Origin of the sequence: Pseudomonas tremae, assembly GCF_001401155.1 — a bacterium.
Lineage (GTDB): Bacteria > Pseudomonadota > Gammaproteobacteria > Pseudomonadales > Pseudomonadaceae > Aquipseudomonas > Aquipseudomonas tremae.
Map to the genome: position 1 here is coordinate 1 of NZ_LJRO01000061.1, position 946 is coordinate 946.

A 946-nucleotide genomic window follows, 5' to 3' on the forward strand; every position below is an offset into this window, starting at 1 on the left:
AAAAGTAGACCGCCACACCCGTACGCTGGGTGATTTCGGCGTGGCGCGCCATCTCTCTGCCCTGATCGTAGGTCAGTGTTTTACGAGCAGCCACTGGCATGCGATTAAGGGCCGCGCTGAAACCTTCGACTGCAGAGGTGGCTGTCGCATCGTTCATCTTGACCAGTATCAAGTAGCCCGTGCTGCGTTCGACCAGCGTACCCACCGCGGAGGCATTGCCCTTGCCTTTGATCAAGTCTCCTTCCCAATGACCAGGCATCTGGCGATCTTCCACTTCAGGCGGACGCACATGGATGCTGACCAAATCGGGAATCTGACCACGGCGATCAACCCCGCCAGAGCGCGGGCGCCGACTGGTTCTGCCTTGTCGCAGACAGATGATCAGCTCCTTGCGAAGCTCGCCCACCGGCAGCGCGTAAATGGCGTTGTAGATGGTCTCGCGACAAACGTATGTATCTTCAAAGTTCGGGAATTCCATGGCGTTGAGCTTGCCGGCAATTTGCTGAGGAGAAAAGCGTTTTCGCAACAGGTAGACGACCAACTCGAACAATTCGCTCCCCGGCAGCAGTTTTCGATTGGGCCGGCAAACGGTTCGGCGACTTCGCATGTGTTGATGGGCCTGATTGGCCGAGTATCTGCTGGCATCAGGACTGTTGCGGCGAAGCTCACGGCTGATGGTCGAAGGACTTCGGTCAAGCGCCTTGGCAATAGCTCGCTGACTCAAGCCCTGGAGCTGGCCAAACTGGATCGTGATGCGTTCTTCAATGCTGAGTTCATGATATGACATAGGTTCACCGTACCGGATTGGTCAGGTGTTGCGCTCAGTTTTTGCCGCCGCCAGTTCTTGAACTTTGGAAAGGGCCGAATTGAACAAGCGTTAAACCTGATGGCACTGGAATTCCCCACCCCTATCGTTTATGAAAAGCCCTGTCTCTTATACACCTCT

The 946-nt window shown here is 55.4% G+C and carries 1 protein-coding gene; it reads right to left on the reverse strand.

Annotated elements, in window-relative coordinates; all coding sequences use genetic code 11:
- Positions 1 to 787, reverse strand: a 787-nt coding sequence (locus ALO43_RS04200) for an IS30-like element ISPsy38 family transposase (RefSeq protein WP_054997158.1), incomplete at its 3' end; no start/stop codon positions are given.
- Positions 788 to 946: the final 159 nt, after the last annotated feature.